Consider the following 25,862-nt stretch of genomic DNA (forward strand, 5'->3'; position numbering starts at 1 on the left):
GATGACGGACGAGCCGCACTTCGACTTCCAGCAGGACGAGCGCGGCGGCGTCACGGTGCTGCGCGACGGCCACCCGCAGTCACACGTCGACCTGCACGACCCGGAGCTGCTCGTCTTCGAATACGTCGCCCAGCTCGCGATAGGCATCGATCTGCTCCCGCCGGGCCCGACAGGCATCACCCACGTCGGCGGTGCCGGACTCACCCTCGCCCGCTACGTGCAGCACACCCGGCCGGGGTCACCGCAGATCGTGCTTGAGCCGGACGCGGCTCTCACCGAGGCGGTGCGACGTGAGCTGCCACTCCCCCGCAACCACCGCATCCGCGTCCGCCCGCAGGACGGCGCCAGCGGTGTCGCCGCACTGCGCGACGACTCCGCTGACGCCATCGTGATCGATGCGTATGACGAGGGACGTGTGCCGGCAAACCTGTTGTCCCCCAACGCGATAACGCACTACCGCCGAGTGCTGAAACCCGGTGGCCTCTTGCTGCTGAACCTCGCCGACGAGCCGAATCGTCGACACCTGGCCCGATCCTTGGCCACGGTCGCCACACGTTTCGACCATGCGGTCGTGCTGGCACTCGCCGATGTGATGAAGGGCCGACGGTTCGGCAACTACGTCGTGATCGCGAGCGACAGCCCACACGATCTCGACGAGATCCGTCACCGCGCAACGCGATTGGCCGCCACCACGACCGCCCGGCCGGCAAAGACGCTCGAAGGCACCGCGAAACCGTTCACCGACGAGGACGTCATACCGTCACCGCCCCCGCCGGAGCTCGGCGCCTGGCGGGCACGCTGAAGTCTCAGCTCACCGGCACATGCACCCGCGTCACGGAGTCCTCGGGCTTCGTCGAGGACGGATCGGTGTCGTAGATGTTGAACCCATGGGTCGCGACGTCGTCGGCGGCATACGCGACGTGTAGGTCGTTGTCGGCGACGAACCGGGCGATCGCTTCGTGCGCGGCAGTGATGGCCTCGCCATACGGGCCGACGGCCCGTGCCACGACCGCCCGCCGTGCCGGCAGGTCGAGCACAGTCAGTGGTTCTGCGGCTGTCGTGCCGGGCGGCACCGGCAGGAACACCGACTCGGTGACGTCCGCCTCGCGGAACTCACCATCGTGCTCGATGCAGCCGCCCGGCCCGATGATGGGCGGCTGCTGGGCACCGATCGCGGGCATGAAGTCCGCCCAGAGGGTGCCCTCGGCCGCGTAGCTCGCGACGGTGCCCCTCAGGCTGACGACGGTTGTGGCAGGCAGGTCGACGAGTTCGACCGTGATGTCGGACATGGCTGATTCCTTTGCGTTCGAGGATTCGGCGAGCATTCGATCGAGTGCTCGCAGTCGGTCCCGTGCCGCTGCCACGTCGTCCACGAGCGTGCGGCGTTGCATCTGCAGGGCACGGTCGAACGCTGGAGTCCCGACACTGTCGAGAAGGGCACCGATGGCGGACACGCCGAATCCTGAGTCCCGCAGCCTGCGGATGCGCGATGCGATGGCGAGCTGGCGTGCGTCATACCGCCGATATCCCGTGACCGGGTCGACGTCGGCGGGCGTCAGCACGTCGTTCGCGTCGTAGTAGCGCAGCATTCGCACACTGATGCGGGTCGCACCGGAGAACTCACCGATGGACATCAGCTTCGAGGTGTCGGCCATGACCAGGAGTCTCGGCCCTGACACGGTGTGAGAGTCAACTTCTGGCGGCGCGGGTACGATCGACGCGTTCCAATCCTGCCGTCCTGTCGCCGGGGCGAGACCACGAAAGAACCTCAACGCATGCTCCGGACGATGATGAAGTCCAAGATCCACCGCGCCACCGTGACCCAGGCAGACCTCGACTACGTCGGCTCGATCACGATCGACGCGGACCTCATGCAGGCATCGGACCTGCTCGAGGGCGAGAAGGTCGACGTCGTCGACATCACCAACGGCAATCGCCTCTCGACATACGTCATCACCGGCGAGGCGGGCAGCGGGATCATCGGCATCAACGGCGCCGCGGCGCACCTGGTCAAGCCCGACGACCTGGTGATCATCATCGGCTACGGCCAGGTCGAGGACACCGAGGCGCGCGACTTCAAGGGCTCGGTCGTTTTCGTCGACGCCACCAACAAGCAGGTATCGATCGGGGACGACCCCGGCTTCGCGCCGGCGGGCAGCGGGTTGAAGTCCGCACGCGCCGCTTCCTGAGCGTATGCCGGAGGGACATGTCACTCACCGCATCAGCGGTGAGCTCAACCGCGAGTTCGGGCAGCACGAGGTCCGATCCACCTCTCCACAGGGCAAATTCACCGGCGCCGACCTCGTCGACGGGCATGTCTTCGACACCGCGCAGGCCTTCGGCAAGCACATGTACATCGCGTTCGAAGGCCTCACCGAGCAGGTGCACATCCACCTCGGACTGATCGGGAAGTTCTTCTTCTTCCCAGAAGCGGACCCGCAGACCGAGAACGCCCGGTGGCGCCTCACCGCCTTCGCACCCGACGTGACGATGGAGCTGCGCGGACCCAACGTCTGCGAGCTCAGCACCCCCGAGCAGATCGCCGCAACCGTCGCCAAGCTCGGCCCCGACCCGCTGCGCGCGGATGCCGATCCGGAGATCGCCAGAGCCCGGATCCGTAGGTCCAGCAGTCCGATCGGCGTGTTGATGGTGGACCAGAAGATCTTCGCCGGTGTCGGCAACATCTATCGCGCCGAGACGCTCTATCGGCACCACATCGACCCGTTCATGCCCGGCAAGTTCCTGCGCGGCGCGGAGTTCGACCTGCTCTGGGACGACCTGGTCGAGCTGATGCCGCTCGGTGTGCGCGACGGCCGCATCGACACCGTCTACCCCGAGCACACACCCGAGGCGATGGGCCGCGATCCACGCGTCGACGCGCACGGCGGCGAGGTCTACGTCTACCGCCGCGCCGGCCAGGAGTGCCTGGTGTGCGGCACACCGGTCAGCACCAAGGTCCTCGCGGGCCGAAACCTGTTCTGGTGCAAGAAGTGTCAGCCGCGCTCCCGCCGCCGCACGATCAGGGACTGAGCCACAAGCTGGTTGAGTAGGCCGAGGCGCTAGCCGAAGCCGTATCGAAACCCAGCGCAGCCCCGTCCGCGAAACCGACCGGATGCCACCGGCATTCGCGACCGTTGACAAACCGACAACACCTCTCAACTCTTGAGAGGTGCAGCTCGTCAACGAGTTGACCAACACCCCGAAGGAGCTCCTATGAGCGACGACGCCCTCCGCGACCTCATCGCGGATAACAACCTCGCCACCCTCGCAACCATCCGCCGCGACGGCCGGCCGCAGCTGTCCAACGTCAGCTACACCTACGACCGCGAGCGCGACCTGATCCGGGTGTCGGTCACCGACGGACGGGCGAAGACCGCCAACCTGCGCAGGGACTCGCGCGCGACGATCCTCGTCAATGGCAAGCAGGGCTGGTCGTATGCCGCCGCCGACGTGACGGCGACCGTCCTGCCCGTGGCGGCCGCACCCGACGACGACAGCGTCGAGGAACTCATCTCGATCTACCGGGCAGTCGGCGGCGAGCACCCCGACTGGGACGAATACCGCCAGGCGATGGTCGCCGACAAGCGGATCCCGCTCCACCTGCACGTCGACCGGGTCTACGGGCTGGTGCGCTGAGCCCGCTCGATACCCTTGGGTGACCGTCATACCCGCCTCGTCGAGGAGCTCTTACATCCCATGACGCCCACCCACGGCATGGTGCTGACCACATTCGACGGAGGCGCGGCACTCTCGCCGTTCCGCGCGGCCACACTGCTGACCCGGTTGCGCGCCATCGCACCGCAGATCTCCGCGGTCAGTGCTCGATTCGTGCACCTCGTCGCCACCGATGACGCGATCGACGAGCCCACCGAGCAGCACCTGCGCGAGCTGCTGACCTACGGCCCGGCGCACGAGTCGCTCCCTCACTGCACTGACGGAGCTGACGCCCCCATGACGCTCGTCGTCAGCCCTCGACTCGGCACCGTCTCGCCGTGGGCCTCCAAGGCGACCGACATCGCGCACAGCTGCGGGCTGGACGTCCGGCGGATCGAGCGGATCACCGAGTTCCAGCTGGCGACCACCCCGCTCGGCGAAGCCGAGCTGGAGGCCGTGGCCGCCGTCCTGCACGATCGGATGACGCAGAGTGTGCTGCCGTCGCGTGCGGCGGCATACGCACTCTTCGACGACCCGGACACCGAGCCGATGCAGCGGATCGACGTGCTCGGCGACGGACGCTCCGCCGTCGAGACCGCAAATGTCGAGCTCGGCCTGGCGCTGTCGGACGACGAGATCGACTACCTCGTCGAGGCGTTCCGCGGTCTGCAGCGCAACCCGTCCGACGTCGAGCTGATGATGTTCGCGCAGGCCAACTCCGAGCACTGCCGGCACAAGATCTTCAACGCCGACTTCGTCATCGACGGTGAGCCGCAGACGACCTCCCTCTTCGGGATGATCCGGCACACCGAGCAGGTCTCCGGCGAGGGCACGGTCGTCGCCTACAAGGACAACGCCTCGATCATGCAGGGCGGCCCGGCCACCCGCTGGCTGCCCGAATCCCCTGACGCACCAAGCAAATACGTCGAGCGGCCCGATGACGTGCACGTGCTGATGAAGGTCGAGACGCACAATCACCCGACCGCCATCTCGCCGTTCGCCGGCACGGCGACCGGAGCCGGCGGCGAGATCCGCGACGAGGGAGCCACCGGGCGCGGCTCCCAACCCAAGGCGGGCCTGACCGGCTTCGTCGTCTCCAACCTGCACCTGCCCGGCACCGACGAGCCCTGGGAGCGCGAGTCGTATGGCGCCCCGGACCATCTCGCCACACCGCTGGACATCATGCTCGACGGCCCCATCGGAGCAGCGGCCTTCAACAACGAGTTCGGCCGGCCGGGGCTCGGCGGCTTCTTCCGGGTCTACGAGCAGACCGTCGACGGCATCCGCCGCGGCTATCACAAGCCGATCATGAGTGCCGGCGGCCTCGGCGCGATCAGCGCGGAGCAGACCGACAAGGTCCGTTTCCCCAGCGGTTCCCTGCTGATCCAGCTCGGCGGGCCGGGCATGCGCATCGGCATGGGCGGCGGTGCCGCCTCCTCGATGGCGTCCGGTGACAACGCTGCCGACCTCGACTTCGACTCCGTGCAACGCGGCAACCCGGAGATCGAGCGTCGCGCGCAGGAGGTCATCAACCACTGCTGGTCGCTCGGCGCGGACAACCCCGTCCTGGCGATCCACGATGTCGGCGCCGGCGGCCTGTCCAACGCCTTCCCCGAGCTGGTGGACGACGCCGGCCTTGGTGCGCGCTTCGACCTCGCAGCGGTCCCGTTGGAGGAGAAGGGCCTGTCGCCGAAGGAGATCTGGTGCAACGAGTCGCAAGAGCGTTATGTGCTTGCGATTGCTCCGGATTCGCTGGAGCGCTTCACCGAGCTGGCCGCCCGCGAGCGCTGCCCGTTCGCCGTGGTCGGCACCGCCTCCGACGATGGCCAACTGGTCGTCGAAAGCGGGTCGAGTACCGACGCAGGAGCGACTCCAATCGACATGCCGATGGAGGTGCTGCTCGGCAAGCCGCCGAAGATGACCCGTGACGCGAAGCGCGTTCAGCGTGCGAGCGCCGAGCTGGACCTGGCGACGGCCGACCTGCGCACCCTCGCGTATGACGTCCTGCGCCACCCGACCGTCGCGTCCAAGCGCTTCCTGGTCACCATTGGCGACCGCACCGTCGGCGGCCTCACCCACCGCGACCAGATGGTCGGTCCCTGGCAGGTCCCGGTCGCCGATGTGGCCGTAACTCTCTCGGACCTGGTCGGATTCAGCGGTCAGGCGATGTCCACCGGCGAGCGCACACCGATCGCCTCCATCGACGCTCCGGCATCCGGCCGGATGGCGGTCGGCGAGGCGATCACCAACCTGCTCGCGGCACCGGTCTCCAGCCTCGAGGGCGTCAAGCTGTCCTGCAACTGGATGGCCGCATGCGGCCGCGAGGGTGAGGACGCCGCGCTCTTCGACACCGTGCACGCCGTGGCGAAGGAGCTATGCCCGGCGCTGGGCATCGGGGTGCCGGTCGGCAAGGACTCGTTGTCGATGAGCACCCGGTGGGATGCCGACGACGAGCAGCGGGAGGTCCGCTCCCCCGTCTCGCTCGTCGTCACTGCGTTCGCGTCACTTCCGGAGGTCCGCGGCACGCTGACGCCGCAGCTGCACCCGCAGGACGAGACCGAGCTGCTGCTGATCGACCTGGGTGCCGGCAAGGCACGTCTGGGTGGCTCTGTCGCAGCCCAGGTGCAGGGCGAATTCGGCGGCGCACCAGCGGATCTCGTCGATCCTGCGCAGCTGCTCGCTCTCGTGCGGTTGCTCGACCGGTTGCGCACCGACGACCTGGTCAGCGCCTACCACGACCGGTCCGACGGCGGCCTCTGGGCGACCGTCACCGAGATGGCCATTGCGGGCGGTTGCGGCGCGAGCATCGACGTGCCGTCCGTCGCCTCCCTCTTCGCCGAGGAGCTCGGCGCGGTCCTCGAGGTGCCGGCCGCCCGCCGCAAGGATGTCGAAAAGGCCTTGCACGAAACGGGATTGACCGACCTCGCGCACTTCGTCGGGGCCCCGACGGTCGCCCCGAACCTCACCGTCACGATCGCCGGATCCACTGCACTGGACGAGCCGACGACCGACCTGGCCCGCGCCTGGGACGAAGTGTCCTGGCGGATCAGCACGCTGCGCGACAACCCGGAGTGTGCAGCGGAGGAGCACGCAGAGGTCGGCACGGGGCGCCCTGGTCTGGTCGTGCAGCCGTCGTTCGACCCGGCCGACGACATCTGCGCGCCATACGTCAATGTCGGTGCGAAGCCGCGGGTGGCGATCCTGCGCGAGCAAGGCGTCAACTCCCACGTCGAGACCGCATTCGCTTTCCACCGTGCGGGATTCGAGGCCGTCGACATCCACATGACCGACCTGCACAGTGGCCGCCACGACCTGCGCGACGTCGACGGACTGGTCGCCTGCGGCGGCTTCTCCTACGGCGACACCCTCGGCGCCGGCGAGGGCTGGGCACGGTCGGTGCTGTTCAACGACGGCCTGCGCGAGACGTTCTCGGCGTTCTTCGGCCGGCCGGACACCTTCGGCCTCGGCATCTGCAACGGCTGCCAGATGTTCGCCGCACTCGCCGATCTCATCCCGGGCGCCAGCGCGTGGCCGCGCTTCACCCGCAACGTGTCCGAGCAGTACGAAGCCCGCCTCAGCCAGGTCGAGGTGCTCGACTCCCCTTCCATCTTCTTCGCCGGTATGGCGGGCAGTCGTCTCCCGATCGCGGTCGCGCACGGCGAGGGCCGCGCCGACTTCTCCGAGCGCGGCAACCTCGAAACCGTCGAGCGCGCAATGCGATTCGTCGACGGGGAGGGCAACCCGGCACACAGCTATCCGCTCAACCCCAACGGCTCACCCGACGGGCTGACCGCGGTGACGACACCGGACGGCCGCTTCACCGCGATGATGCCGCACCCGGAGCGCGTGCAGCGCAACATCCAGCTGTCGTGGACCGACGGCCCGCTGGACCAGCCGAGCCCATGGCTGCGGATGTTCCGCAACGCGCGCGTCCACCTCGGATGACCGAGGGCGGCTCGTCCGGTGGGTGACCTGACCCTCGGCGTGGTGGTGCTGCTCGCGGTCATCAGTCTGGTGGGCGGGATCGGCATCTCAGCCGTCGGACCGGGTGGGGTGTTGCCCACCATCGGGCTCTTCGCGCTCACCCCGCTGTCGCCCGCGACGGTCGCCGGCACCGCGATCGTCACGCACATCGGCACCGGCCTGGCCGGCACCGCCGTCTACACCCGCTCCGGGCAGCTACGGGAGCCGCACACTCGCCGCACCGCGGCCTGGCTGTCGGCCGCCGCGCTCGTGGGGACACCGGTCGGAGTCCTGATCAACACGCACGTGCCTAAGGACGTCTTCGGCATCGTGCTCGGCCTCTTCGCCGCACTCGTTGCCGCGCTGATCTGCTACCGGTCGTGGCGCGAGGACGGCCGGCCCGCGGCGCATCCGCGCATCCTGGCGCTCGTCGTGGTCGGGTTGTGCGTCAGCCTCGCCAGCGGCGTCGTGGGTGTCGGCGGTCCGATGCTCACGGTGCCGATCCTCGTCGCACTCCGGGTGCCCGTGCTGGAAGCACTCGCCGCCGCTCAGGTGCAGTCGATCGTGATCGCCACGGTCGGCTCGATCGGTTTCGGCGTGCACGGCAGCATCGACTGGGCACTCGCCCTCCTGATCGGCGTCCCCGAGCTGCTCGGCGTCGTCGTCGGCTGGAAGGTCGCCCACCTGCTGCCGGGCCGGACGCTGAAGATCGCGCTGGTCGTCATACTCCTCGCCCTGGCGCCATACCTGATGCTGCACGGCTGAGCGCGCCCGCAGCGCCTCAGGCGCGGAAGGTCTCCCGCGTCAGCGCCTCATAGGCCTCGACATACTTCGCGCGGGTCTGCTCGACGACGTCGTCGGGCAGCGCCGGCGGCTGCTCGCCGGAGGTGCGGTCCCAGCCGCTGGCCTCGGAGGTCAGCCAGTCGCGCACGAACTGCTTGTCGTATGACGCCTGCCGGTGCCCGGGCTGCCAGTCGGCCGCCCGCCAGAAGCGGGACGAGTCGGGCGTCAGGACCTCGTCGGCGAGCACGATCGTGCCGTCGGCGCGGACGCCGAACTCCACCTTGGTGTCGGCGATCAGGATCCCGCGCGGAGCGGCAACCTCGTTGCCGCGAGCGAGGATTCGCACCGTGAGGTCGCGCAGCTCGGCCGCCCGGTCGGCACCGACTTCGGCGACAACATCGGCATACGGCATCGGCTGGTCGTGCTCACCGAAGGGTGCCTTGGTCGAGGGGGTGAAGAGCGGCTCGTCGAACTTCGATCCGTCGACGAGACCGGCCGGCAGGTCGAGCCCGGAAACCGTTCCGTCCGCTTCGTATTCGCTCAGGCCACCACCAGTCAGGTAGGCCCGCGCCACGCACTCCACCGGCACCATGTCGAGCCGCTCGACGAGCACCGCGCGACCGGCAACGGCGTCGGGCACGTCGGTCGACACGATCTGGTTCGGGACCAGCGACGAGAGCTGCTCGAACCACCACAGCGACAGCTGGGTCAGCACCTTGCCCTTGTCCGGGATCGGGGTGGACAGGATGAAGTCGTATGCCGAGATCCGGTCCGACGCGACGAGCAGGACCTGGTCCTGCCGTGGCTGTCCGGAGTCGTCGAGCGGCGCGTAGAGGTCACGCACCTTGCCGGAGTAGGTGTGGGCGTATCCGGGCAATTCGGGCGCGGCGGTCATGCGCCGAGTGTCCCAGTCGACGAGATGCACGCGACACGCGGGTGACGATCCGCATCCCGGGTACGTTGGAGGTTCCGCAAGACACATTCATCCGAGGAGGAGTTCGACATGGGTCTGAAGGACAACCTGAGCAACCTGGCCGAGGAAGCCAAGGGCAAGGCCAAGGAGGCCCTCGGCAACGCCACCGGCGACAAGGACAAGCAGGCCGAGGGAGAGGCCGACCAGGCGTCGGCCAACTTCAAGTCGGCCGGTGAGAACCTCAAGGACGGCGACCTCAAGGGCGCCGCTCGCGACGCCAAGGACGGACTCGACTGAGTCGGGACGACTCCGCGTCAGGCCGACGGCACCGTCACGGTGCCGTCGGCCGCTTGCTGTGCGATTTCGGTGCGGTGATGGGAGCCGCGCAACTGCACACCGTCCACCAGCTTGTATGCCGCGGTCCGGGCCGCTGCGAGGTCTGCGCCGACCCCGACGGCGGACAGCACCCGGCCACCGGACGACACCAGCGCACCGGAGTCGTCCCGCGACGTGCCCGCGTGCAGGACGTATGCCTCGTCGGACCCCTCACCGTCGACACCGTCGATCGGGTCACCCGTCCGCGGCGACGCCGGGTAGTTCTCGCTCGCGACGACGACCGTCACGGCGGCGTCGTCCTTCCAGGCCAGCGGCGGCAGCTCCGCGAGGGCGCCCTCCGCGGCAGCGCGCAGCAGCCCACCCAGCGGTGTCCGCAGCCGGGCGAGCACGACCTGCGTCTCGGGGTCTCCGAACCGCGCGTTGAATTCGATCACCCGCGGCCCGGCCGGGGTCAGGGCCAGCCCGACATACAGGACACCGGAGAAGGGTGTGCCGCGCCGGCGCATCTCGTCGACGGTCGGCTGCGCGATCCGGGTGACGACGTCGTCCACCAGATCCTCCGGAGCCCACGGCAGCGGCGAATATGCGCCCATGCCACCGGTGTTCGGCCCTTCGTCTCCGTCGTGGACACGCTTGAAGTCCTGCGCGGGCGCGAGCGGGCGGACGGTGGTGCCGTCGGTGATGCAGAAGAGGGAGACCTCCGGTCCGCCGAGGAACTCCTCGACGACGACCGAGCCGCCGCCTGCGAAGCAGTGCTCGGCGTGCTCGCCGGCCGCGTCCGTCGAGTCGGTCACCACGACGCCCTTGCCCGCGGCGAGGCCGTCGTCCTTCACGACGTATGGCGCGCCGGTGGCGCCCAGAGCCGCGCTGACCTCGTCAGGTGTCGTGCAGACGTAGCAGCGCGCGGTGGGGACGTCGGCCGCCGCCATGATCTCCTTGGCGAAGGCCTTGCTGCCCTCCAGCTGGGCGGCGGCGCCGGACGGACCGAACGTGCTGATCCCGGCTGCGCGCAACGCGTCGGCGACGCCTGCCACGAGCGGCACCTCGGGCCCGATGACGACCAGGTCGCTACCGAGCTCGCGGGCGAGCGCGACGACTGCCGAGCCGTCCGCGATGTCGGAGATCGGGTGACAGTGTGCGACGGCTGCGATGCCTGGGTTGCCCGGTGCGGCGTAGACCTGGGTGACCTCGGGGTCACCCAACAGGCCGCGGACGATGGCGTGCTCTCGGGCACCTGAACCGATGACAAGGGCTCTCACGGACAGCGAGCCTACGCGGGGCACGGCGGCGGGAGAAACTTCGTGTCGACACGTGGCCCTGCGACTTTCCTGGACGCGAGCCGGGGCCCCCGCGAAGTATTCGGAGGAGCAGGCGGGGTCCCCGCGAAGTATTCGGAGGAGCGAAGCGGGGGAGAAACTTCGTGGGGTGCCGGAGCGGAGGAGAAACTTCGTGGGGATAAGGCGGTGGGCCCTTCCCGAAAGTCAGGGGGGAGGTCTCCCGGGAAGGGGCCCACCAACGAACACAGGGTCAGCCGGAGGGGGACTNAAACTTCGTGGGGATAAGGCGGTGGGCCCTTCCCGAAAGTCAGGGGGGAGGTCTCCCGGGAAGGGGCCCACCAACGAACACAGGGTCAGCCGGAGGGGGACTCGGCGACGCTTCCGCGCTCGTCACGACCCTAAGGTCGTTGAACCCACTATGACATGTACGCGCCGATCTTGTTAATCCGCCGCTGGCGGGCTCTCGCCAATGTCGGGCATCCGCCATACCCTGTTCAAGAGGCGCCTCCTCACGGCACCTCTCCGTGACCCCGCACAGCCGAGGAGGACCACCCGTGCGCAAGCGACGCACGCCACGCGTGCCTGCCCTGACTGACCCGCTGGATCCCGCGGACGACGAGGTCGCTCCGCTCTACCTGGCGATCCTCGAGACACCCCACCCGTCGCGGGATCACCTTCGCGCGCAAGGGTTTTCGCGACAGCAGCTGGATCAGCTGCTGCCGGTCCTGGAGAACCGTCGGATGATCCAGCGGGTCGACGACGACACCTGGTCCGTCGTGCCCCCGGACGTCGCGATGCCGGCGTTCGCCGCACAGCTGGAGGCGCGTGCCCGGATGGTGCGGACCACCGCCCAGGCGCTCTCCCGGGTCTACCTGCGCACCCGCGCGAACGACCGCACCGAGGCCTCCTCGGGAGCCGTCCTGCTGGAGTCGCTGGTCGACGTCGCACAGGCGCTGCACCAGGTCACCACGACCGCTCAGGAGTGGGTGCTGTCCAGTCGCGTCGACTCGCCGCTCTCCCGCTACCTGCTCGAGGCGCCGCGACCGGTGTCGACCACGCCGTTCCTCAACAGCGCGGGCGAGCCACTCGCCGTCCGGCTCGACGTCGACCCCGCACTCCTGCCGGAGCCGAACGTCCTGGAGATCATGGAGGCGCGTGCAGCGGCGGGTGACGACATACGCCTCACGACCGGACTCCCGTTCACCGGTGCGGTCAACGATCAAGGCTTGGCGATGGTCGACCTCGGCGACGACGGCGGTGCACCGGTCGGCATCCTGCTCAACCGGGAGACCGGCGGTGCGCGGGTGCGTGCAGCGCTCGAGCTGGCCTGGCAACTCGGCACGCCCTGGCGACCGTCGGAGTCGCCGGCGACCGCCTCCGACATGCTCGATCCGCGCGACCGCAGCATCATCCGACTGATGGCCGGCGGTGTCTCCGACGCCGCCATCTCCCGCCAGCTGGGCATCTCCTCCCGCACCGTCGAACGCCGCGTACGGGTGCTGCTGGATCGGCTCAACGCGACCACTCGCTTCCAGGCGGGAGTGCTCGCCGCCCGGCAGGGTCTCATCTGATGGTCCTACTAGACTTGATGATTCGCTGCATTCGCAGCGGCATCGTCACTCACCCATGGGGGCCTTGTGAGCGCTGACCGATCCGAGGTGTCGGCTGCCGTCGCCGCGGAGATCGCCACCGAGCAGGCGCACGTCGACCTCGTCTACTCCGAGTTGACGAAGGCCGGCGAACGAGCCGCTCTGGTCGAGGCGGAAGGCCTGGCACGCGGTCGCACCGACCGCACCGGCGAGGCGCGCGAGGAGGAGGTCACCGGCCTCTTCGAGCGTGACGCACTGGTCTTCAACGCCGGCCGGCGGCGGCAGAGCCTGCAGACGCAATACGAAGGCCTGGTCTTCGGACGCCTCGACCTGGAGCACGACAAGCCCGACGAGCACGGCGCCACCCGCGAGGTGCGTTACATCGGCCGGCTGGGCGTGCGCGACGACACCTACGAGCCGCTGGTCATCGACTGGCGCGCGCCGGCGGCGTCGCCGTTCTACCGCGCGACACCGGTCGAGCCGCAGGGCGTCATCCGGCGCCGAGTGCTGCGCTGCCGCGACTCCCGCGTGCTCGGCGTCGAGGACGACCTGATGGTCGCCGAGCCGCCGGAGGATCTGGTCGTCGTCGGCGATGGCGCGCTGATGGCCGCACTGACCCGCTCGCGCGGCGCCCGGATGCGCGACATCGTCGCCACCATCCAGGCGCACCAGGATCAAGCGATCCGCGCCGAGGGGTCGGGCGTCACGGAGATCACCGGCGGCCCCGGCACCGGCAAGACCGTGGTCGCGCTGCACCGAGCGGCATACCTGCTCTACTCCCAGCGCAGGAAATACGAGGCCGGCGGCATCCTGGTCGTCGGGCCGTCGGCGGCATACACCGCCTACATCGAGCGGGTGCTCCCCTCGCTCGGCGAGGACAGCGTCACGCTGCGGTCGCTCGGCGACCTCGTCGAGGGTATGACGGCAACCCGCCTGGACTCCCCCGCTGCCGCGGAGGTCAAGGGCTCACCGCGCATCCGGCAGGTCCTCGCCCGCGCCGCCCGGGACACCGCACCCGACGCCGCCACCCGGCTGCGCGTGATGATCGACGGCCAGCCGATCCGCATCGACACCCCGGAGCTGTTGCGCATCCGGCGTCAGGTGCTGCGCCACCACCAGCACAACGCCGCAACGGAAGCCGCGACGACGGCGCTGGCGGAGGTGGCCTGGAAGCAGGTCACCGCCGACGACAAGGCCGAGTTCATCGACCACTTCACCGACCACCGCGAGGTCGAGGCGTTCGTCCGCGACTGGTGGCGACCGGTCGACCCGCGTGAGGTGCTGCTGTGGCTCGCCGACGAGGAGCGGGTCGCGGCATACACCCGCGGCATCCTCGACGCAGAGCAGACGACCTTGCTGCGCGACTCCATGCTGGTCGCACTCGCCGAAGGCTCCTGGTCGGTTGCCGACGTCGGCTTGGTCGACGACGTGCTCTCCCGAGTCGGCGAGGTGCCCGATGCCCCGCGTGAGGAGCGCGGGTTCTACGAGATCGAGGAGCTGGACACCTTCGGAGTGGCCGAACTCGGTGCGCAGCAACGCGTTTCGGCTCGCGAGGTCGGCTATCAGGTGACCCCGACCGACCCGCGTGAGCGACTGCTGGCCGGCAAGATCAGCCGATCCGACGACTACGCCCACGTGCTGGTCGACGAGGCACAGGACCTGTCGCCGATGCAGTGGCGGATGCTCGGCCGCCGTGGCAGATATGCCTCGTGGACCGTCGTCGGCGACGCCGCGCAGAGCTCCTGGCCGCTGGCCGACGAGGCCGTTGCCGCGCGTGACGAGGCCTTCGGCAACAAGGCCCGCCGGCGCTTCCACATGACCACCAACTACCGCAACGCACGGGAGATCTTCGACTACGCGGCGCGGCAGATCCTGCCGATCGTGCCCGACGCCGACATCCCGGAGGCTGTCCGCGAGACCGGGGTCGACCCCGTGGAGTTGACGGCGACCGCCGACAGCCTCGTCGACGAGACACGGGGTGCGGTCAAGAGCCTGCTCGACGACGTCGAGGGCAGCATCGCGATCATCGCGCCCGAGCGCCACCGGTTGGCGTTGTCGGAGGTTGTGCAGGACGTGCCCGGCCGGGTCGTCCTGGTCGACCCGATGTCGACCAAGGGCCTCGAGCACGACGCCACCGTCGTGGTGGACCCCGCGGAGATCATCGCCGAGTCACCCGGCGGCGCACGGGTGCTCTATGTCGCACTCACCCGCGCCGCACATCGCATGACTGTTCTGGAGGTGCATGACCAGTGACGGACGAAGCCCTTGAGGCCTACCGCCGCTCGATCGACAATTTCGACGCCGCCCTGATCCACATCCTCGCCGAGCGATTCCGCATCACCAAGGCGGTCGGCGAATACAAGGCCACCCACGAGTTGCCTCCTGCCGACCCCGCACGTGAGGAGAAGCAGATCGCCCGATTGCGTGCGTTGGCAGCCGAATCCGGGCTCGACCCGGCGTTCAGTGAGAAGTTCCTGCGCTTCGTGATCGACGAGGTCATCCACCACCACGAGCGGATCCGCGAGCGCGGCTGAACAAGCTGATCGAGTGCCCGGTCTGGCTCCGCTACTCGTTGACCTGGTGGTCGGCGTGGAAGAGCGCCTCGGTCAGCAGCGCCCGCAGATGGGCACCCTGCAGCCGATAGACCACGCGACGCCCGTCACGCTCCCCCGCGACAAGTCCGGCCAGCCGCAACTTGGCCAGGTGCTGGCTCGCCACAGTCGGGCGGCAGTCGGCGGCCTCTGCCAGCGTCGCGACGTCCAGCTCCGCATCGCGCAACGCCCACAGGATCCGCACCCTCGTCCGGTCGGAGAGCAGCCCGAAGGTCGTGACGGCGGCATCGACCTGTTCCCCGGACAGGTCGGCGGTATGCCGATCCGCGGACTCCCCCGCGTCGACCCGTCGGGAGTTGCCGTGCTTGGAGGGCGCCATACCTCCCGACTATAGTTGTGCATACCTTCGCAGGTGCGCATATGACGATAATGAGATCCACACCCATTCCCGAGTAGGCAGACGATGACCGACCCGACACCACTGTGCGGTGGCGAGCCCGGCCCGCAGCCGAAGTCGGCTGCACACCATGACAGCCACGCCGGACACAGCCACGGCGTGAGCATGCACGCCGACCGCCGCTACCTGATCGGCGCACTCGCCCTGCTCGGGGCGTTCATGGTCGGCGAGGTGATCGTCGCGTTCGTCTCCGGCTCGCTGGCGTTGCTGTCCGACGCCGGCCACATGCTCAGCGATGTCGGCGCGATCGCGGTGGCCCTGTGGGCGATGCACCTGGCGGCCCAACCCGCCCGGGGCAGTTGGACTTTCGGCTGGAAGCGGGCCGAGATCCTGTCCGCCGCGGGCAACGGCGTCACCCTGCTCGTGGTCTCGGGCATCGTTGCGTTCGAAGCGATCCGGCGACTCATCCACCCGCCGGAGGTCGAGGGCGGCGCCGTGGTGATCGTCGCCCTGGTGGGTGTCGTCGTCAACATCGCCGCGGCCTGGTTGCTCGCCCGCGCGAACCGCACCAGCCTCAACGTCGAGGGCGCCTACCAGCACATCCTGACCGATCTCTACGGCTTCATCGGCACCCTGGTCGCCGGTGTCGTCATACTCCTGACCGGCTGGACACGGGCCGACCCGATCGCCTCGCTGATCGTCGTCGCCCTCATGCTGTATGCCGCCTGGGGGCTGCTCCGCGACAGCGGACGCATTCTGCTCGAGGGTGCTCCGCGCAATGTCGATCTGGAGACCCTGCGCGCGCATCTGTTGCGAACAGAGCATGTTCGTGACGTTCACGACCTGCACGTCTGGACGGTGACCTCCGACCTGCCCGCGGTCTCGGTGCACGTCGTCGTCGAGGACGAGTGCTTCGTCGACGGCCACGCGCCGCAACTGCTCGACCAGCTGCAGGCCTGCTTGCACGGACACTTCGACGTCGAGCACTCAACCTTCCAGCTCGAGCCCGCCGGCCACTCCGCCCACGAGCCCGGAACCCACTGAGTCCGCTGTCTTCGCTCCTCGCGGAACGACAGCCACCCCTCCGCCGAGAGGCCCCTCCTTCACCGACAGGCCCCTCGATTCCGGCCGATTTCGCCCCGAATCGCCGGGCCTGTGGGCAAACGGGGGGCCTCTCGGCGTGGCGGAGCATCGCGTAAATCGGTCGCGCGACCGGAGGGACCGTGCTCTGCTGGCACTCATCCAGATCCGCCATCGGCACCGCGCTCATCGAGGCGGCAGTGTCAGCCGCGCAGGACGCCGGCGAGCCCTATGTGGTCCTCGAAGGAAGCCCGACCTATTACGGCGCAAGGGGTTTCGAGTCCGCGAACGCGCACGGTCTGACCATGCCACTGCCGGACCGGGCGTCGCGGGAAGCAGCCCAGGTGCGACTGTTGCCGGCATACGACCCGGCCGATGCCACCTTGCGCGGCGACGTGATCCATCCCCCGCCGTTCGCGTCGCTCTAGCCGCTGGTCGAGCCTGTCGAGACCTCAGCCGCCGAGCAGCGTGCGCACCCGCTCCGGACCGACCGCCAGCAGCAGCGTCGGCAGCCGCGGGCCGGTGTCCTTGTCGACCAGCAGGTTGTAGATCAGCTTGAAGAACTGCCGCTGCGCCGCACCCAACTCCTTGTCGCCCTTGACGATCTGGTCGGCGGCCAACCCGCGCTGGACCTTCGGCACGCCGTAGACCTGGTGCGTCAGGCCGGCAAGCGACCACGCGTCCTCGAGCGCGGTCAGGTCAGATCCGTTGCCGTCCAACAGGATTCGGACGGCATCCCGCTCCTCGTCGGTGAGCGACCCGAGCCGTTCACCGTCCGGCGAAGTGCGCACCACGGTGCGGTCCTCGTCGGCCATTTGGGTCTCGACCCAGTGCTCGACGCAGGTCAGTCGCGGCCGCAGCTCGTCCAGCGAAGTCACCGGGTCCTCGCTGTCCAGCGCCGACACGATCCGCAACGTCTGCTCGGCGTCACCGGTGGTGATGTCGACTATCGACGCCAGTGTCCGGTAGGACGTCGGGCGCGGGGTCGCCGGCAACGAGGCCGTCGCCGTCGACGAAGCCCGCGTGTATGCCGCAACGTCACCCGGCTGCCCCTTGCCGGAGTCGACCTTCTTGACCAGGGAGTCCCACTCGTCATACATCCGCTCGACCTCGGCGTCGAAGGCGACGCTGAAGGACTGCGCCGGCTTGCGGCGGGCGTAGAGCCAACGCAGCAGCTGCGGCTCCATGATCTGCAGCGCGTCGGCCGGCGTCGGGACGCCACCGCGCGACGACGACATCTTGGCCATGCCCTTGATGCCGACGAAGGCGTACATCGGACCGAGCGGACGCTCCCAGCCGAACATCGGCGCCAGCTCCTTGCCGACGACGTATGACGAACCCGGCGACTGGTGATCCACGCCGGACGGCTCGAAGGTGACCTTCTCGTAGGCCCAGCGCATCGGCCAGTCGACCTTCCAGACCAGCTTGCCGCGGCGGAACGTGCGCAGGTCGACCGTCTCGGTGAACCCGCACCGGCAGGTGTAGGTCATCTGGGTCGTGGCGTCGTCATACGCAGTCACGGTGGTGAAGTCGGTGCCGCACTCGGTGCAGTAGGGCTTGTAAGGGTAGTAACCGGTCTCCCCGCGGCCGTCGTCCTCGGACGCAGCGCCCGACCCGGCCTCCGCCTCGGCAGCTGCGGCAGCCTCCTCCTCGGAGAGCTTCTGGTTCTTCTTGGCCTTCTTCGGACCCAGCGTGCGGTATTGGTCGAGGACCTTGTCGATCTCGCTGCGCTGCGACATCGCGAAAAGGATCTGCTCGGTGTAGGCGCCGGAGAGGTACTGGCCGGTCTGACTGATGCCGCGGTAGGTGATGCCGAGTTGATCGAGGCTGCGCTCGAGCTGGTCGCGGAAGTGCTCCGCCCAGCTGGTCGCGGTCGAACCCGCTGGCGGCGGCACGTCGGTCAGCGGCTTGCCGATGTGTTGCTCCCACGAGCTGTCGACACCCGGCACGTTGGGCACCTTGCGGAAGCGGTCGAAGTCGTCCCAGCTGATGATGTGCTCGACCTCGACGCCGCGGCGGCGCACCTCGTCGGCGACCAGGTGCGGGGTCATCACCTCGCGCAGGTTGCCGAGATGGATGGGTCCGGATGGTGAGATGCCGGAGGCGCAGACGACCTTGGTGTCCTTGGCCTTCGCGTCGGCGATGGTCTCGTCGGCGAGTCGGGACACCCAGTCGTCAAGCTGCTGATCAGTCACGACAGATCATTTTACGGGCCGTATGACGGTGCCCTGACCACGGTCGACCAGGACCATCCGGGGGGGTCAGCCGTCACTCAGCACGGCCAGCGCACAGATCATCACGAAGACTGCAATGCCGCCCATCGAGAGAAGCGCCAGGATCCGGTGCGGCAGGTGCGACTCAATATCAAGACCATCGAGACGGTCCAGCCGGTCGAGACCGCGGTCGTGCTCGTCCATGTGTCCTCCCCAGAACGCCAGACGTGCCTTCAGCGTCCCACAAGAGGCCCGGGAAACCCAGGATCAGCTGACCTGGACGGCCCAGTCGAGCAGGAACAGCCCGAAGATCAGGGCAGGTATGGCGCCGGCCATCAGGCATCCCGCACGACCCGAGCGGCTCTGCCGGTCCTCCCCCTCCGGCATCGCGCGAGCCTCCTGCCGAAGGCGCCACCACGCGATGCCGGCAGCGATCGCCGTGCCGAGGAAGAATACGACCAGCAGCCAGAGCGTGATGCGGAAGGCAAGCGGCGGGGTCTTGCCGCTGACCGTGCGTGCCGCAAGCCCCGCCGCGACTCCGGTGAATTCGGTCAGCACCTCAGTCCTCGAGCAGGTCGTGCCGCACGATGACCTCGGACCGGCCGGGGCCGACCCCGATCACCGAGATGCGTGCGCCGATGCGCTCCTCGACGAACTCGACATACGCCCGGCAGTTGGCCGGCAGCTCCTCCCAGGAGCGGCAGTGCGAGATGTCCTCGAACCAGCCCGGCAGCTCTTCGTAGATCGGCTTCGCGTGGTGGAAGGCGCTCTGGTCGGCCGGCATCTCGTCGTGACGCACGCCGTCGACGTCATACGCGACACAGACCGGGACCTTCTCCAGGCCGGAGAGCACGTCGAGCTTGGTGAGCACGAAGTCGGTGACGCCGTTGATGCGGTAGGCGTAGCGACCGATGACCGTGTCGATCCAGCCGCAGCGGCGCGGACGGCCGGTGGTCACGCCGAACTCCGCGCCGGTCTTGCGGAGGAATTCGCCTGAGTCGTCGAGCAATTCGGTCGGGAAAGGACCCTCACCGACGCGAGTCGTGTAGGCCTTGAAGATGCCGATCACGCGGTCGATGCGGGTCGGCGGTATGCCGGCACCGGTGCACGCGCCGCCCGACGTGGCGTTGGACGACGTGACGTAGGGGTAGGTGCCGTGGTCGACGTCCAGCAACGTCGCCTGCCCGGCCTCGCAGAGCACGACCTTGCCCTCGTCGAGTGCGTGGCCGATCTCCAACGAGCTGTCGGCGACCATCGGACGGAGGCGGTCGGCGTACGACCGCAGCTCCTCGACGACCTCGTCGACCGGGATCTCGCGCCGGTTGTAGATCTTGACCAGGATCTGGTTCTTGACCTCGAGCGCGGCCTCGACCTTCTGTCGCAGGATCGACTCGTCGAAGATGTCCTGCACTCGGATGCCGGTGCGGTTCATCTTGTCGGCGTATGTCGGGCCGATGCCCCGGCCGGTCGTGCCGATCTTGCGGGAGCCGAGGAACCGCTCGACCGTCTTGTCCATCACCCGGTTGTATTCGGCGATGACGTGCGCGCTGCTGCTGACCCGCAGCGCCGAGGTGTCGATGCCGCGGGCCTCGAGGCCGTCGATCTCCTCGAAGAGCACCCCGAGGTCGACCACGACGCCGTTGCCGATCACCGGCGTGACGCCCGGCGAGAGGATGCCGCTGGGCAACAGGTGCAGCGCGTATTTCTCCCGGCTGCCGTCGGGCTGCTCGATGACCACCGTGTGTCCGGCGTTGTTGCCGCCGTTGAATTTGACCACGTAGTCGATGCGGTCGCCAAGAAGGTCGGTCGCCTTGCCCTTGCCTTCGTCGCCCCACTGGGCTCCGACGAGCACGATCGCTGGCATGCTGCTGCCCCTCTTCCGGTCGGTGGTGAGCAGTGACCGGGACGGGCTGCTCGTCGTCAGCAGTGTCTCAGGCTACCGGGGCGCAGCCAGCAACTCCCGCACGGCCCGTGCCGAGCCGGCTTGCAGTGCCCGGTCGGCAAGGCGCTTCGCGTCGTCCATGCTCGTATGCCGGATCGCCTGCTTGACCAGCGGGATTCGCGGGCCGACCACGCTGAGGTCGTCGACGCCGAGACCGATCAGCAGGGGCGCAGCGTCGGCGTTGCTGGCCAGGTCGCCGCACACCCCGACCTCCACACCGTCCGGGACGTTGTCGGCGACCTGCCGGATCAGTTGCAGGACAGCGGGATCCAGGCCGTCGGCCAACTCGCCGACGCCTGCGTTGCCGCGGTCGGCAGCGAGTGTGTATTGCGTGAGGTCGTTGGTGCCGATGCTGACGAAGTCGAGCCCGCGCGCGAGCTCGGCGACGCGCACGGCCGCCGCCGGGACCTCGACCATGATGCCGACCGGGATCTCCGGATCACCGGCTCCGGCGCGGGCCTTTGCCAGCCGGTCCAGGGCCCAGTCGACCTCGTCGCGCGTGCTGACCATCGGGAACATCACCCGCACCGGTGTCTGCGCGGCGGCCGCGCAGACCGCCGCCAACTGTTCGTCCAGCGGGTCAGGTGTATGGCGGAACATCCGCAGTCCGCGCACGCCCAGCATCGGATTGGCTTCCTGCGCACCCGGCAGGAACGGCAGCGGCTTGTCGCCCCCGACGTCCCAGGTGCGGATCGTGATCGGCTCGCCGCCGAGCTGCTGCCCGAGCGCGACGAACGCCGCCGCCTGGTCGTCCGCGGAAGGCAGAGTCGGGGCGTCGCCGAAGAGGATCTCGGTGCGCACCAGGCCGGAGCCTTCGGCACCGTGCGCCGCGGCTGCTGCCGCATCGGCACGGCCGGTCAGGTTGGCGCCGACTCGCACCCGCGTGCCGTCGCTGGTCTCTGCCGGGGTGTCGGCGAGCCGGTCGGCCTCCTCGGCATCGATCCGGCGCCGGTCGAGCAGCTGTGTCAGGTGAGCTTCCTGCTCGCTGCTGGGGTCGACCACGAGAAGCCCTGTGGGCGTGTCGAATCCGACCCGTTGCCCCTCCTCGATCCGCGCCGCGGTATCGCCGCCGTCGGTGTAGATCGGGATGCCGCGCGACCTGGCGATGATCACCCCGTGCCCGGTGCTGCCGCCGCGCACCGTCACGATGCCCGCGACCGAGCCGGCGTCCAGGGACGAAGCGGTGGCGGGGTCGAGTTCGTCGATCACCAGAACAGATCCGGCCGGCGCGGTGTCGTCCTGTCCGGCCAGCGACTCCGGTCCGTCGGCGAGTGCTCGGAGCAGCTGCCGCTCGATCGCGCGCACGTCCTGGGCACGGGCACGCTGGTATGCGTCGGCCAGCCCCGCGAAGTCGGCCTCCAGTGCCTGCAGGACCGCACTCCACGCTGCCGGCGCGGCCTCACCACGCTCGATCCGCGCGCCGACGTCCTCGAGGATCGCGTCGTCCTCGAGCAGCACCAGATGGGCCGCAAGTATGTCGGCCACCTCGCCGCTCGAACCCTCCCCCAAGCTGGTCGAGTAGGGCGAGGCGCTAGCCGAGCCCGTATCGAGACCCCCACCGCTCCGCCTCCGCAGGTCCTCAGCCAACGCAGCCACCGCGTCGGTCGACCGCTGCTGCTCCTGCGCGACCGAACCTTGTTGATAGCCGGCGAGATTCACCTCGACCTCGACGACGTGTGCCGGGCCCAGCGCCGCCTCGAGACCGGAGCCCTGCGCGCGCGTCTCACCCGGCGTCACAACCGGCGTGGTGTCGTCCGTGGCCGTCTCCGACGCCGTGGTCGCATCCTCGAAGTCACGTCCGGCCAGCTCCTGCACGGCAGCCAGCACCTCGTCGGCTTGCGGCCCGCTCGCGGCAACTCGCAGTCGCGCGCCGTGCCCGGCGTTGAGCGTCGCAACCTTGCTCATGCTGGTTGCCGGGACCGGACCGGTGCCGGCACCGAGATCGGTGAGTGTCACGTCGGCGTCATACGACCGGACGAGTGCGACCAGCTTGGCCGCCGGACGTGCGTGCAGCCCGTGCGGGTCGGTGATGGTGATGTCAATAGAAGCTGGTCGAGTGCCGGAGGAGCGGAGCGGTGGAGGTGTATCGAGACCAGGCGCTGTCCCCGATGCGGGCTCGTCCTCGGGTGCTCGCTCCGCTTGATCCGCGACTCCCAGGTGCGCCCGCTTCGCATCGAGCCCGTCGTCGGCCTCCGCGGCCACCTCGTCCAGACTCGCACCGGACGCTGCCGACACCACCGCCGGGATGATGCCTTCGACCAGCGGCGCCGCGGAGATCCTCACCCGCTCGGCAAGATCGGGATCGACCAGCTCACAAGCCATTTCAGCGCTGAGCACCGAGCTGCCGATGTCGACGAGCACCAGCACGTCGCTGCCGTCGGCGCCGACCTCCTCGATCGCTGCGCTCACCGCGGTGGCGTCGGTGCCGAAGGTCGTCTCGTCGAGCCCGGCCGCCACGGCGATCGACGGGGCGGAGCCGCCTGCCATCTCCCGGGCGAGCCCGGCAACGGCCTCCCCGAGGGCGTGACTGTGCGACACGATCACAATGCCGATCATGCGAATCCTTCTGTCAGGAAAGGGTTTCCGCGGCCGCCTCGAGCAACAGCACCGTCGAGGTCGCTCCCGGGTCCTGGTGGCCGGCGCTGCGTTCGCCGAGGTAGCTGGCGCGTCCCTTGTGCGCGACCAGCGGCGTCGCGTCGTCACGACCCTTGGCGCCGGCCGCCGCCGCAGCCTGCAGAGCAGCAGCTATCCCGTCGGCCTGTGCGGCGTCGTAGGCCTCGAGCGCGGGCGCCCACGCGTCGATCATCGTCTTCTCACCGACCTCGGCCTTGCCACGCTGCTTCACCCCCGCGACACCGGCGTGCAGCGCCTCGCCGAGAGTCGCTGCGTCGACGGCGCCGTCGCCCAGCTTGCCGCCGAACCGCAGGAAGAACGTGCCGTAGAGCGGCCCGCTAGCGCCACCGACCGAGCTGACCAGCGTCATCCCGACCTTCTTGAAAAGCTCTGCACCGGAAGCGAATTCGGTCGCATCGAGCGCGGCGACGACAGCTGCCATACCGCGGTCCATGTTGCTGCCGTGGTCGGCATCGCCGATCGCGGAGTCCAGCTCGGTCAGCATCCCGGCGTTCTCGTGTATGACGTCCGCGTAGCGGCGCATCCAGGCGACGAACTGCGCGGTCTCCACCGCGTCGGTCACGGTCATCATGTGTCCTCTCGGAGTATCGGGCGGGGTAAGGCAAAGGCGGGGTCCCCGCGAAGTATCGGGGAGCGAAGCGGAGGAGAACTTCGTGGGGTGTCTCTAGACTCCCCACCGCAGGCCCGGCGTGTTGACCGGGGCGTCCCACAATCCGACGAGGTCGTCGTCGGCCTTCACCAGCGTCACCGAGCAGCCGGCCATCTCCAGCGAGGTGATGTAGTTGCCGACCAGGCAGCGCGCCACGGTGATGCCCGCCTTCTCCAGGAGACGCTGCACCTCGCCATACATCAGGTAGAGCTCGATCAACGGCGTGCCACCCATGCCGTTGACCATCGCGATCACCGAATCGCCTGAGTTGTAAGGAAGATCGGACAACACAGGATCGACCAGCATCTGCGCGGCCTCTGCCGCCGCGGTCATCGGCACGCGCTTGCGGCCCGGCTCACCGTGGATGCCGATGCCGAGCTCCATCTCGTCGTCACCGAGCTCGAAGGTCGGCTTGCCGGCAGACGGAACGGTGCAGGACGTGAGAGCCAGTCCCATGCTGCGCCCGACGGAGTTGACCTTCGTGGCGAGTTCGCTGACTTCGTCCAGCGAGCGGCCGCTCTCGGCGGCGGCCCCCACGAGCTTCTCCAGCAGCACGGTGGTGCCGACGCCGCGCCGTCCGGCGGTGTAGAGGCTGTCCTGCACCGCCACGTCGTCGTCCACGACCACCGACCGCACCTCGACCCCGCTGTCGGCGGCGAGCTCGGCGGCCATCTCGAAATTCATCACGTCGCCGGTGTAGTTCTTCACGATGTGCAGCACCCCGGCACCGCCGTCGACACCGTTGGTCGCGGCGAGCATCTGGTCCGGCACCGGCGAGGTGAACATCGCGCCACAGCAGGCGGCGTCGAGCATGCCCGGACCGACATACCCGCCGTGCATCGGCTCGTGCCCGGAGCCTCCGCCGGAGACCAGGCCCACCTTGCCGGACCGCGGTGCGTCCTTGCGGAAGATCACCTGATGCTCATGATCGACACGCAGTCGGTCACTATGCGCAGCCTCCATCCCGACAAGAGCTTGGGAGACAACATCCGCCGGGTCGTTGATCAGCTTCTTCATGTCTTCATCCGACCACTCTTCCCGGCGGTCGACAAGGATTTCTCGCGGCTTGAGGTGGCCGAGGAGCGAGGAACGAGCGTCTCGAGGCCCCACGTGTCACGGCGCCAGTGCGTGCTCCATGCCCGGCTTGACCAGCTTCTTGACCGTCCGGCCGTCGTGGAAGTCACCGATCGCGCGCATCTGCCAGCTCTGCGGGCCGGTGCGCCGCATCGCCGCCATCAGCACACCGGTCGCCGGCTGCGAGTCGGACAGGTCGAAGCGCACCAACTCCTGGCCGGTGCCGTCGTCGACCAGTCGGCAGAACGCCCGCTGTATGTCGGTGAACTTCTGACCGCTGAACGAATTGATCGTGAAGACAAGGGTGTTCACCTGCGGCGGGATGGCGAGCAGGTCGACCTTGATCTTCTCGTCGTCACCGTCTCCCTCACCGGTCAGGTTGTCACCGGAGTGTTGTATGGCGCCGCCGAACTCCTTCTTGTGCATGAACCAGACGATCTCCAGCTTCTTCCCGGAGCCGTCATACGCGATGACCGACGCGTCCAGGTCGATGCTGCCGCGGCCGGGCGCGGGATCCCAGCCGAGACCCATGGTGACCTTGGCCAGCGGCGGGGCACCGGTCTTGGTCAGGTCGACCCGGGCCTTCTTGGTCAGGTCGACCCGGCCCTTGTCGAGGTTGACGACGCCGGCGGGCGGCTGCGCAGAAGCGGGCTGCGGCGGCGGAGCAGGCGGCTGCGGTTGCTGTGGAGGAGCCGGCTGGCTCGGCGGCGGGGGCTGCATCGGCGGCGCAGGCATGTTCGGCGGTGGCGGCGGTTGGTCCGGCGGCGCGGGCTGGCTCGGGGGCGGCGGCATGGGCGGACCTGCTG

Annotated in this window: 24 protein-coding genes; 12 read left to right on the top strand and 12 right to left on the bottom strand. The window is 68.9% G+C overall.

Features of this window, described 5'->3' with window-relative positions; genetic code table 11:
* The first annotated feature begins 1 nt into the window (after position 1).
* On the top strand, positions 2–802 hold the full coding sequence (locus tag ACSZL9_RS08740) for a spermidine synthase (protein ID WP_446665062.1): 801 nt from the start codon (positions 2–4) through the stop codon (positions 800–802).
* A 4-nt stretch (positions 803–806) separates the two neighbouring features.
* Here the strand turns inward: ACSZL9_RS08740 and ACSZL9_RS08745 are convergent, their stop codons facing one another.
* Positions 807–1,655: a MerR family transcriptional regulator gene (locus ACSZL9_RS08745; RefSeq protein WP_446665063.1), complete on the bottom strand. Its 849-nt coding sequence runs from the start codon at positions 1,653–1,655 to the stop codon at positions 807–809.
* A 120-nt stretch (positions 1,656–1,775) separates the two neighbouring features.
* On the opposite strand from ACSZL9_RS08745, the gene panD reads away from it, so the two are divergent.
* The 5 genes from panD (at position 1,776) to ACSZL9_RS08770 (ending at position 8,382) form a co-directional block, all read left to right on the top strand.
* Entirely contained in the window at positions 1,776–2,189 is a 414-nt protein-coding gene (gene panD / locus ACSZL9_RS08750; RefSeq protein WP_446665064.1) for an aspartate 1-decarboxylase, read from the top strand.
* Between the two features lie 4 nt (positions 2,190–2,193).
* Positions 2,194–3,030 (top strand): Fpg/Nei family DNA glycosylase, encoded by an 837-nt coding sequence (locus tag ACSZL9_RS08755; protein WP_446665065.1) that lies wholly within the window; start codon positions 2,194–2,196, stop codon positions 3,028–3,030.
* Positions 3,031–3,213: 183 nt separating this feature from the next.
* Positions 3,214–3,636: a PPOX class F420-dependent oxidoreductase gene (locus tag ACSZL9_RS08760; RefSeq protein ID WP_446665066.1), complete on the top strand. Its 423-nt coding sequence runs from the start codon at positions 3,214–3,216 to the stop codon at positions 3,634–3,636.
* 60 nt (positions 3,637–3,696) lie between these two features.
* The gene (gene purL, locus ACSZL9_RS08765) at positions 3,697–7,599 is read left to right on the top strand and encodes a phosphoribosylformylglycinamidine synthase (RefSeq protein WP_446665067.1); all 3,903 of its coding nucleotides are present in this window, start codon (positions 3,697–3,699) and stop codon (positions 7,597–7,599) included.
* Positions 7,600–7,617: 18 nt separating this feature from the next.
* Positions 7,618–8,382: a sulfite exporter TauE/SafE family protein gene (locus tag ACSZL9_RS08770; RefSeq protein WP_446665068.1), complete on the top strand. Its 765-nt coding sequence runs from the start codon at positions 7,618–7,620 to the stop codon at positions 8,380–8,382.
* A 16-nt stretch (positions 8,383–8,398) separates the two neighbouring features.
* Here the strand turns inward: ACSZL9_RS08770 and ACSZL9_RS08775 are convergent, their stop codons facing one another.
* Positions 8,399–9,295, bottom strand: a complete 897-nt coding sequence (locus tag ACSZL9_RS08775) for a phosphoribosylaminoimidazolesuccinocarboxamide synthase (RefSeq protein WP_446665069.1) — start codon at positions 9,293–9,295, stop codon at positions 8,399–8,401.
* Positions 9,296–9,403: 108 nt separating this feature from the next.
* Between ACSZL9_RS08775 and ACSZL9_RS08780 the strand changes: the two genes are divergently transcribed.
* On the top strand, positions 9,404–9,610 hold the full coding sequence (locus ACSZL9_RS08780) for a CsbD family protein (protein WP_446665070.1): 207 nt from the start codon (positions 9,404–9,406) through the stop codon (positions 9,608–9,610).
* 17 nt (positions 9,611–9,627) lie between these two features.
* Here ACSZL9_RS08780 and purD read toward each other — a convergent pair whose 3' ends face one another.
* Positions 9,628–10,908, bottom strand: a complete 1,281-nt coding sequence (purD, locus tag ACSZL9_RS08785; RefSeq protein ID WP_446665071.1) for a phosphoribosylamine--glycine ligase — start codon at positions 10,906–10,908, stop codon at positions 9,628–9,630.
* A 572-nt stretch (positions 10,909–11,480) separates the two neighbouring features.
* On the opposite strand from purD, the gene ACSZL9_RS08790 reads away from it, so the two are divergent.
* The 3 genes from ACSZL9_RS08790 to ACSZL9_RS08800 all read left to right on the top strand — a co-directional run bounded on the left by ACSZL9_RS08790 (position 11,481) and on the right by ACSZL9_RS08800 (position 15,049).
* Positions 11,481–12,497 (top strand): response regulator transcription factor, encoded by a 1,017-nt coding sequence (locus ACSZL9_RS08790; protein ID WP_446665072.1) that lies wholly within the window; start codon positions 11,481–11,483, stop codon positions 12,495–12,497.
* Between the two features lie 66 nt (positions 12,498–12,563).
* Entirely contained in the window at positions 12,564–14,768 is a 2,205-nt protein-coding gene (locus tag ACSZL9_RS08795) for a HelD family protein (RefSeq protein ID WP_446665073.1), read from the top strand.
* Positions 14,765–15,049 (top strand): chorismate mutase, encoded by a 285-nt coding sequence (locus tag ACSZL9_RS08800; protein ID WP_446665074.1) that lies wholly within the window; start codon positions 14,765–14,767, stop codon positions 15,047–15,049. Before ACSZL9_RS08795 ends, ACSZL9_RS08800 begins: the two co-directional genes overlap by 4 nt.
* 31 nt (positions 15,050–15,080) lie before the next feature.
* Here the strand turns inward: ACSZL9_RS08800 and ACSZL9_RS08805 are convergent, their stop codons facing one another.
* On the bottom strand, positions 15,081–15,446 hold the full coding sequence (locus tag ACSZL9_RS08805; RefSeq protein ID WP_446665075.1) for an ArsR/SmtB family transcription factor: 366 nt from the start codon (positions 15,444–15,446) through the stop codon (positions 15,081–15,083).
* Positions 15,447–15,530: 84 nt separating this feature from the next.
* On the opposite strand from ACSZL9_RS08805, the gene ACSZL9_RS08810 reads away from it, so the two are divergent.
* Positions 15,531–16,508 carry a cation diffusion facilitator family transporter gene (locus ACSZL9_RS08810; protein WP_446665076.1) on the top strand — a complete coding sequence of 326 codons (978 nt, stop codon included), beginning with the start codon at positions 15,531–15,533 and terminating at the stop codon, positions 16,506–16,508.
* A gap of 179 nt (positions 16,509–16,687) precedes the next feature.
* A complete protein-coding gene (locus ACSZL9_RS08815; RefSeq protein ID WP_446665077.1) occupies positions 16,688–16,972 on the top strand; it encodes a hypothetical protein in 285 nt (94 codons plus the stop codon).
* Between the two features lie 24 nt (positions 16,973–16,996).
* Here the strand turns inward: ACSZL9_RS08815 and lysS are convergent, their stop codons facing one another.
* From lysS to ACSZL9_RS08855, 8 genes are all read right to left on the bottom strand, one after another.
* On the bottom strand, positions 16,997–18,739 hold the full coding sequence (gene lysS / locus ACSZL9_RS08820) for a lysine--tRNA ligase (RefSeq protein ID WP_446665078.1): 1,743 nt from the start codon (positions 18,737–18,739) through the stop codon (positions 16,997–16,999).
* A 66-nt stretch (positions 18,740–18,805) separates the two neighbouring features.
* Positions 18,806–18,961: a hypothetical protein gene (locus tag ACSZL9_RS08825; RefSeq protein WP_446665079.1), complete on the bottom strand. Its 156-nt coding sequence runs from the start codon at positions 18,959–18,961 to the stop codon at positions 18,806–18,808.
* A 63-nt stretch (positions 18,962–19,024) separates the two neighbouring features.
* Positions 19,025–19,315 carry a hypothetical protein gene (locus ACSZL9_RS08830; RefSeq protein ID WP_446665080.1) on the bottom strand — a complete coding sequence of 97 codons (291 nt, stop codon included), beginning with the start codon at positions 19,313–19,315 and terminating at the stop codon, positions 19,025–19,027.
* Position 19,316: 1 nt separating this feature from the next.
* Positions 19,317–20,621 (bottom strand): adenylosuccinate synthase, encoded by a 1,305-nt coding sequence (locus ACSZL9_RS08835; RefSeq protein ID WP_446665081.1) that lies wholly within the window; start codon positions 20,619–20,621, stop codon positions 19,317–19,319.
* 72 nt (positions 20,622–20,693) lie between these two features.
* Positions 20,694–23,255 carry a phosphoenolpyruvate--protein phosphotransferase gene (gene ptsP / locus ACSZL9_RS08840; RefSeq protein WP_446665082.1) on the bottom strand — a complete coding sequence of 854 codons (2,562 nt, stop codon included), beginning with the start codon at positions 23,253–23,255 and terminating at the stop codon, positions 20,694–20,696.
* A 13-nt stretch (positions 23,256–23,268) separates the two neighbouring features.
* The gene (gene dhaL, locus ACSZL9_RS08845; RefSeq protein WP_446665083.1) at positions 23,269–23,904 is read right to left on the bottom strand and encodes a dihydroxyacetone kinase subunit DhaL; all 636 of its coding nucleotides are present in this window, start codon (positions 23,902–23,904) and stop codon (positions 23,269–23,271) included.
* 93 nt (positions 23,905–23,997) lie between these two features.
* Complete coding sequence (gene dhaK, locus ACSZL9_RS08850) at positions 23,998–24,999, bottom strand: dihydroxyacetone kinase subunit DhaK (protein WP_446665084.1); 1,002 nt, start codon at positions 24,997–24,999, stop codon at positions 23,998–24,000.
* Between the two features lie 96 nt (positions 25,000–25,095).
* Positions 25,096–25,862 (bottom strand): TerD family protein (locus ACSZL9_RS08855; RefSeq protein WP_446665085.1); only part of this gene is annotated, 767 nt, incomplete at its 5' end.

It is taken from the genome of Flexivirga sp. B27, assembly GCF_052905685.1.

What these genes read in the sequence shown, in the direction of transcription:
- ACSZL9_RS08740 (WP_446665062.1), top strand. Translation starts at nt 2, where the DNA reads ATGACGGACGAGCCGCACTTCGACTTCCAGCAGGACGAGCGCGGCGGC.
- ACSZL9_RS08745 (WP_446665063.1), bottom strand. Translation starts at nt 1,655, where the DNA reads ATGGCCGACACCTCGAAGCTGATGTCCATCGGTGAGTTCTCCGGTGCG.
- panD (WP_446665064.1), top strand. Translation starts at nt 1,776, where the DNA reads ATGCTCCGGACGATGATGAAGTCCAAGATCCACCGCGCCACCGTGACC.
- ACSZL9_RS08755 (WP_446665065.1), top strand. Translation starts at nt 2,194, where the DNA reads ATGCCGGAGGGACATGTCACTCACCGCATCAGCGGTGAGCTCAACCGC.
- ACSZL9_RS08760 (WP_446665066.1), top strand. Translation starts at nt 3,214, where the DNA reads ATGAGCGACGACGCCCTCCGCGACCTCATCGCGGATAACAACCTCGCC.
- purL (WP_446665067.1), top strand. Translation starts at nt 3,697, where the DNA reads ATGACGCCCACCCACGGCATGGTGCTGACCACATTCGACGGAGGCGCG.
- ACSZL9_RS08775 (WP_446665069.1), bottom strand. Translation starts at nt 9,295, where the DNA reads ATGACCGCCGCGCCCGAATTGCCCGGATACGCCCACACCTACTCCGGC.
- ACSZL9_RS08780 (WP_446665070.1), top strand. Translation starts at nt 9,404, where the DNA reads ATGGGTCTGAAGGACAACCTGAGCAACCTGGCCGAGGAAGCCAAGGGC.
- ACSZL9_RS08805 (WP_446665075.1), bottom strand. Translation starts at nt 15,446, where the DNA reads ATGGCGCCCTCCAAGCACGGCAACTCCCGACGGGTCGACGCGGGGGAG.
- ACSZL9_RS08810 (WP_446665076.1), top strand. Translation starts at nt 15,531, where the DNA reads ATGACCGACCCGACACCACTGTGCGGTGGCGAGCCCGGCCCGCAGCCG.
- ACSZL9_RS08825 (WP_446665079.1), bottom strand. Translation starts at nt 18,961, where the DNA reads ATGGACGAGCACGACCGCGGTCTCGACCGGCTGGACCGTCTCGATGGT.
- ACSZL9_RS08835 (WP_446665081.1), bottom strand. Translation starts at nt 20,621, where the DNA reads ATGCCAGCGATCGTGCTCGTCGGAGCCCAGTGGGGCGACGAAGGCAAG.
- ptsP (WP_446665082.1), bottom strand. Translation starts at nt 23,255, where the DNA reads ATGATCGGCATTGTGATCGTGTCGCACAGTCACGCCCTCGGGGAGGCC.
- dhaL (WP_446665083.1), bottom strand. Translation starts at nt 23,904, where the DNA reads ATGATGACCGTGACCGACGCGGTGGAGACCGCGCAGTTCGTCGCCTGG.
- dhaK (WP_446665084.1), bottom strand. Translation starts at nt 24,999, where the DNA reads ATGAAGAAGCTGATCAACGACCCGGCGGATGTTGTCTCCCAAGCTCTT.